The sequence below is a fragment of the Kitasatospora sp. NPDC059817 genome (assembly GCF_042731835.1).
Classification (GTDB): domain Bacteria; phylum Actinomycetota; class Actinomycetes; order Streptomycetales; family Streptomycetaceae; genus Kitasatospora.
Genome location: NZ_JBHWIR010000216.1, coordinates 1 through 6,180, shown reverse-complemented (window position 1 = coordinate 6,180; position 6,180 = coordinate 1). Strand labels below are relative to the sequence as shown.

General features: G+C 70.5%; 5 protein-coding genes and 1 pseudogene. 1 reads left to right on the top strand and 5 read right to left on the bottom strand.

What is annotated here, in order from left to right:
* Window positions 1-266 precede the first annotated feature (266 nt).
* A complete protein-coding gene (locus ACFV61_RS30855; RefSeq protein ID WP_380495193.1) occupies window positions 267-1,469 on the top strand; it encodes an alpha/beta hydrolase family protein in 1,203 nt (400 codons plus the stop codon).
* A 114-nt stretch (window positions 1,470-1,583) separates the two neighbouring features.
* Here ACFV61_RS30855 and ACFV61_RS30850 read toward each other — a convergent pair.
* The 5 genes and pseudogenes from ACFV61_RS30850 to ACFV61_RS30830 all read right to left on the bottom strand — a co-directional run.
* A pseudogene (locus ACFV61_RS30850) lies at window positions 1,584-1,961 on the bottom strand (epoxide hydrolase N-terminal domain-containing protein); the annotation flags it as partial.
* 74 nt (window positions 1,962-2,035) lie between these two features.
* Window positions 2,036-3,070: an SMI1/KNR4 family protein gene (locus tag ACFV61_RS30845; protein WP_380495191.1), complete on the bottom strand. Its 1,035-nt coding sequence runs from the start codon at window positions 3,068-3,070 to the stop codon at window positions 2,036-2,038.
* Between the two features lie 317 nt (window positions 3,071-3,387).
* Window positions 3,388-4,215: a lipase family protein gene (locus ACFV61_RS30840; protein ID WP_063352084.1), complete on the bottom strand. Its 828-nt coding sequence runs from the start codon at window positions 4,213-4,215 to the stop codon at window positions 3,388-3,390.
* A gap of 264 nt (window positions 4,216-4,479) precedes the next feature.
* Window positions 4,480-5,358: an oxidoreductase gene (locus ACFV61_RS30835; RefSeq protein WP_380495189.1), complete on the bottom strand. Its 879-nt coding sequence runs from the start codon at window positions 5,356-5,358 to the stop codon at window positions 4,480-4,482.
* A gap of 295 nt (window positions 5,359-5,653) precedes the next feature.
* Window positions 5,654-5,956: a hypothetical protein gene (locus tag ACFV61_RS30830; protein ID WP_380334699.1), complete on the bottom strand. Its 303-nt coding sequence runs from the start codon at window positions 5,954-5,956 to the stop codon at window positions 5,654-5,656.
* Window positions 5,957-6,180 lie beyond the last annotated feature (224 nt).

Here is a 6,180-nt window from a genome sequence, read left to right as displayed (position 1 = left end):
CCGCCGCGCGGTGCTCTCTCGTTTTGGTTTTTCGCGGTTTGTTGCGTGTGGTGTGGTTCGGGGGGCGCCCCCCCCCCCCGCCCGCCCCCCCCCCCCCCCCCCGCCGCGGCCCGTCCGGCCTGTTGTGCCAGCCCGCCTGTTGCGCTGGCCCGTCCGCCCTCATCCGCTGGGATGCCCGGTCCTCCTCCGCTGGGATGCCTTGTCCCCTTCCCCGTCCTCCCCTGAGGGGATGTCAACTACTGCGCCCGCGAACTAGCGTCGCCGGCATGACCAGAATCCGTCGTGCTGCCCTGGCCGCCGTGCTCACGCTCGTCCTGCCGCTGCCGATCATCGGAGCGGGTACGGCGTTCGCCGCGCCCGGGCCCTCCGCCACCGCTCCCTCCGCGGCCCCCGCCACGGCCTCGGACAGCTCCGGCGTCCAGCTGGAGCTTCCCCGCCCGACGGGTCCGCACGCGATCGGACGCGGCACCCTGCACCTCGTCGACCAGCACCGCCGGGATCCCTGGGTGCCGGCCGCGGGTGCCCGGGAACTGATGGTGTCGACGTACTACCCGGCCCGGCCCGGGACCGGCGGACCGGCTCCCTACATGACCACCGAGGAGGCCCGGCTGCTGCTTCAGCAGGCGGCTCAGGGCGGCGCCGTCCCGGCCGAAGCACTCGGCGGCACCCGCACCTACGCGCACGCCGACGCCCGGCCGGAGCGCGGCAGGTTCCCCCTGCTGGTGCTCTCGCCCGGCCTCGGGCTGCCGCGCGCCACCCTCACCGGCCTCGCCGAGGACCTGGCCAGTCGCGGGTACGTCGTCGCGCTGGTCGACCACACCTACGAGTCCACCGGTGTGACCTTCCCCGACGGACGGACCCGCACCTGCGCCGTCTGCGACCAGACCCCCACCCTCGACGCTCTGGAGGCGATAGCCCGGAGCCGGGCCACGGATCTCTCCTTCGTCGTCGATCAGTTGACTGACCGTCACTCACCGTGGCGATACGCCGGCGTGATCGACCCGCGGCGGATCGGCATGGCCGGGCACTCCATCGGCGGTAACGCCGCCGCCGCGACCATGGCTGTTGACGACCGGGTACGAGCCGGGGTGAACATGGACGGAACCTTCCTCGCGCCGGTCCCCGCCACCGGCCTCCAGGGCCGCCCCTTCCTCATGTTCGGCACCCTGGCCAACCACAGCCCGGGTGGCGCGGACACCAGCTGGGACCGCGACTGGGCGCGCCTGGACGGCTGGAAGCGGTGGCTGACCATCGCCGGCTCCGACCACTCCAGCTTCACCGACCTGCCCGTCCTCGCCGCACAGCTGGGCGTGGCCGGCCCCGCCGTGCCGATCCCGGCGCAGCGCGCGGAGGAGATCACCCGCGCCTACGTCGGGGCCTTCTTCGACCTGCACCTGCGTGGCATCCCGCAGCCACTGCTCGACGGCCCGTCACCGGCCGACCCGGAGGTCGCCTTCCAGCACCCCTGATCCCACCGTCTGATCCCACCGTCGCCCCCGCGCACGCCCCGCGCGGGGCAACGCCCGCCCGGCCCGTCGCCGGGCGGGCCGGCAGGGCTGTTCAGGGCCTGCGGTCGTGGAAGGTGCGGCCGGGTCGGCGAGCGGGTCGATCACCTTCGACCAGTGCCAGAACGTCCACGGCCAGCCGTGGGTGAGGATCAACGGGATCGGGTGGGGGCCGCGGCCGGGCCTGCGCAGGAAGTGCACCGGGACGCCGCCGACGCTCACCTGGTAGTGCTCGTGGGCGTTGATGGCGGCCTCGGCCTTGCGCCAGTCGTACCCGTCCCGCCAGTAGGCGACCAGTTCACGGAGGTAGCTGTCCGGGACGCCGTAGGACCAGTCCTCGTTCCCCTCGTCCAGCGGCGGACGAGTCAGTGCGAGACGGGTGCGCAGATCGTCGAGGACCTCGTCGGGCACATGGATCGGGGTGGGTTGCAGGGGGAAGGCGTGCGGGGCGGTCATGGCGTGGTCCCTTTCCGGGGCGGAGGAAACGGTGCCGCCGGCGTGTCGGGCATCAAGCAGCCCGGCGGATACGGCTACCCGTCCTGCCCGGCTACGGTGGCGAGTCCGTCGAGCAGCGTGGTGACGGCGGCGTCGGTCAACCGGTAGCCGTCGGCAGTCTCGACGATCTGACCGGAAGTGATACGGGAGTTCCACCAGTCTTCGAGGAAGCCGGGGGCGTATCCGCCGGTGCGGAAGCCGTACTGCTCGGACTCGAGGCCGAAGGCGATCATGAGCTCGTAGTCCGGCAGCGCGTAGGAAGGCTCGTTCTGCGGAGGCGTCCTGAGGTACCGCTCGAAGGAGTCGACCCGGTTGAAGCTGCTGAACAGCCAGAACAGGTAGTCGTACATGAGCGTGGAGCGCGCGTCGGCGTGCAGGGCGAAGAACCCCTTGTCGTGCACGAGGGCCTCGGCGAGCGCCCGCATTCGCCGGTCCGCGTCGGGCAGAACGTCCGCGACCTCGCGGAAGGCGCGCAGCAGGACGGGGGAGAAGCTGCCGTCGCGCACCGCGGCCAGGTCGGCGAGCCGGTCCTGCTCCGAGGTGTCGTAGACGGACTCGTCGACCAGGCCCGTGACGAACGCCTCGAAGTTCTCCGCGACCAAGGTGATCGCGAAGTCGGCCTCCTGGCTGACGTGCACCACGGTCGGCTCGCCGTGCCTGCCGCACGCGCGGTAGTCGAGGGCGAGCATGTCGTGGCCGGCCGAGGGGGTGTCGGCGAAGTAGACACCGATGTCGGGGTACTCCCACCTGTCGATCCAGAACCGGCTGCCGAACTCGCCGCCGAGCGATCGCGGACGGGTCCGCCCGACGCCCCGGATTCCGGTGATCTCGATGTAGTCGTCGGCCCAGGACGTCGCTTCGGGCATGGGGAAGCAGGTCCGGGCCGGGGTGCCGCCGTTGTGCACGGTCATCAGCGCGACGTAGGAGTCGGGCAGACGGTATCCGCTGAGCTCCTCCTCCAACGACGCGACCAACTCCGGCGAGGGCGGGGCCTCCTCCACGTACTGCTCCAGCGCGTACGCCGAATCGTCCCAGAACCCGGTGACGTCGAAGCCCTCGAAGTGTCCCACTGCGCCCTCCCGCACCTACTCGTCCGGCGATTGTACGTTCGATGCCCGGCCGACGGCGGCTTCGGAGAAGGGCAGAGTCAGGCGGCGCTGACGCATCGCCGTACTGAGCCGTACTGATGGGCGGCGAGGTGGTCGGCCCAACGAGACATCAACCCGGCTCCGGGCGAAGCAGGACACCGTGCAGACCCCGTGCCGGTCACGGCCGCTTCGCCCACGAAGCCCGGACTCCTCGCCGTCCGCCGCAGCCTCCCGTTGGGTTGTGGAGCGGACGTCGGGTCGGGCCCGGCCCTGTGGGGTCGGCCCCGGGTGTCCTGCGATCAGGCGGCTGTGGCGAGGTTCTTCTCGAACGCGGCGAGGTAGTTGCGCAGGTGGTGGTCCTTGATGCCGTCGGTCTCGGGGGCGAACATGTCCTGGCGGTAGCCCTTCGCCCGGTCCTTCAGCCCGGCGATGAGCGGCATGGCCTCGTGGAGCTCTCCGTCGGCGTCGAAGTAGCGGAGTGCGTTGACGTGGGTGAAGGCCGGCTCGGGCGGGAGCTGGGGGACGATGTCGTTGTTGTTGACGAAGCGGTAGCAGCGGTCCCTGAAAGCCGTGTTGTGGGCGGCGGCGAGAAGGCGTTCACAGGTGCGGGGCTGGCCGAAGGTGTAGACGCCGTCGGGGAGTTGGCGAGGCTCCTCGAAGTACCAGCAGGCGCCGGCCAGCATGGCGAGGGCGCCGCCGAGGCTGTGGCCGGTGAACCAGACGCTCTGCCCGTTGGTGCGCAGTCCCCGGATGGTGTCGCGGATCTCGGGGTAGACGGACCGCAGGGCCTGGTGGAAGCCGTAGTGGACGAAGCCCTTGTTCGCCGGTCCGGGAACGGGCGGGGTGCTGACGTCGGTGAGCCAGTCGTAGATCTTCAGGACCTCGGTGCCCCGGAAGCCGGTGACGATCATGCGGTCGCTGGCCATGGTGTAGGCCTGGGTGTCCTCGATCGGGAACGGCATCTGGTGCGTCGACTCGAAGTGCCGCACCTCGTCGAAGCCCCAGGCGTGGGCCTTGTTCTCGATGCCGACCCGGTCCAGCACGGCCAGTCCGGCGGCCTGCGCCATCCAGTAGGCGTGGGGGAGGGAATAGCGGGTCGTCGAGTGGTCCAGAGCGGGGATGGCCATCGGTGTCCTCCGGGAAGCGGGCCAGCGGGTCGCCCAGCAACCTAGTGCCGTATGCGAACGGAGGGGAGCCGGAAGCGCTGAAGGCCACCCGTACGGGCGCAACCGCGGCGGAACCCGGATCCCGGCGGGCTGTGCGGGAACCGCCGCAGGACGCGGGATCCGCGGCGTTCGCAACACCGCCCATGGGCTCGACGGCCGTGGTCCCCGATGATCGGCGTGGCGTCGGCGAAGTCGAAGTGGCAGCGCTGCCAGCCGCGTTGAGGACTACCGCGATCTCGCGGAGCCGATGGTGTCGAGTTCGGCGACCGCGTCGGCGGGCAGCACCAGGTCGGCCGCGGCGATGTTCTCGCGCAGGTGGGCGACGGAGGAGGTGCCGGGGATCAGGACGGTGGTTGCCGAGCGCTGCAACAGCCAGGCCAGTGCGACCTGTTGCGGGGAGGCGTCGAGACGGGCGGCGACATCGTTGAGCACCTGGGACTGGAACGGGCTGAAGCCGCCCAAGGGGAAGAAAGAGGCGAAGGCGATGTTCTGGCCCGCGCAGCGGTCCACGAGTGAGTCGTCCTGCCGGTTGGCCAGGTTGTAGAGGTTCTGGACGGTGACGACCGGGGCGATGGCCTGCGCCTCGGTGAGCTGGGCGTCGGAGACGCCGCTGATGCCCAGGTGGCGGATCAGCCCCTGACGGCGCAGGTCGGCCAAGGCGCCGAACTGCTCGGCGATGGGCGCATCGGAGATGTTTTCCACCGAGTCCAGGCGCAGGTTGACGACGTCCAGTGCCTCCAGGCCGAGGTGCCGGAGGTTGTCGTGGACCTGGGCCTTGAGGTCCGCGGGCTCCTGCGAGGGGATCCAGTCGCCGGTCTCGTTGCGGCGGGCGCCGACCTTGGTGACGATGTGCAGTCCGGCCGGGTAGGGGTGCAGGGCTTCCTTGATGAGTTCGTTGACGACGAACGGTCCGTAGTAGTCGCTGGTGTCGATGTGGGTGATGCCCAGCTCGACGGCTTCGCGCAGGACCGCCAAGGCCTGGTCGCGGTCCCTGGGGGGACCGAAGACGCCGGGGCCGGCCAACTGCATGGCGCCGTAGCCCATCCGGCTGAGGGTGAGGTCGGGGGCCAGGGTGAGGGTGCCGCCGGGAGCGCTGGTGGTCACGTCGTGCCTTTCGTCGGCTTCGCTGAGGCCGGGGCCGACGAATCGGATGCTCGTGGACAGCCCGGCGTGATTCCTAACTCTGGGGGAGTGGGGGTGGGCGGGGCGGCACCCCGGTGTTCCTGGGCGTGGCAGGGACACCCCGGCTGATCGGCATCCTCACCGAGTACAGCCCCGCAGGGGCGGACACGCCATGCCTGGCCTACTACAGCCCGCTGATGCTCGGCGCCATCGACTTCGACAACCTTCAGAGATCACGGTGCCGGCGCCGGCACCGCCTCGCTGGCTGGGGCGATGGCTATCCGACGTGGTCCTGTCCGATCGCGCGGAGGACGTCGGCGAGCCAGACCAGGTGGTAGCCCACGATCCGGTCCGGGTCGGTGAGTAGGTGCTCAAGGTGGTGCCAGGACTCGGAGAGCTGCCCTATGGTGATCGTCTTCGGTTCGTTGGGGACGTCGTAGAGTTCGTCTCCGGGGACGGACCAGAAGTAGTCACGTTCGACGGCTACTGTGCTGCCGGCTGAGGCTTCGATGTGGTGCAGTGCCAGCTCGAAGGCGCGTCGGAGCTGATCGAGCGGGATCTGTAGAGGTTCGCTGTCCATGCGCTCATCTTTGTCGATCAGGGGCCGTGTCGGGTCCGGACCCATGGCGTCCGACCCTTGAGCGCCGTCGACGGAAGCTGCGGCCATCGGCCCCGAGGCTCATTCCTCGCCAACTGCCCCCAAGCGGGAGCGATTGGGGGGCCCCCCCCCCCGGGCGGGGGGGCCGGAGGGAGACGCCCGGGGGCTTAAAAAAAAACAAGCCCCCCCCCCCACCAGGCGTGAGC

What these genes read in the sequence shown, in the direction of transcription:
- ACFV61_RS30855 (WP_380495193.1), top strand. Translation starts at nt 267, where the DNA reads ATGACCAGAATCCGTCGTGCTGCCCTGGCCGCCGTGCTCACGCTCGTC.
- ACFV61_RS30840 (WP_063352084.1), bottom strand. Translation starts at nt 4,215, where the DNA reads ATGGCCATCCCCGCTCTGGACCACTCGACGACCCGCTATTCCCTCCCC.
- ACFV61_RS30830 (WP_380334699.1), bottom strand. Translation starts at nt 5,956, where the DNA reads ATGGACAGCGAACCTCTACAGATCCCGCTCGATCAGCTCCGACGCGCC.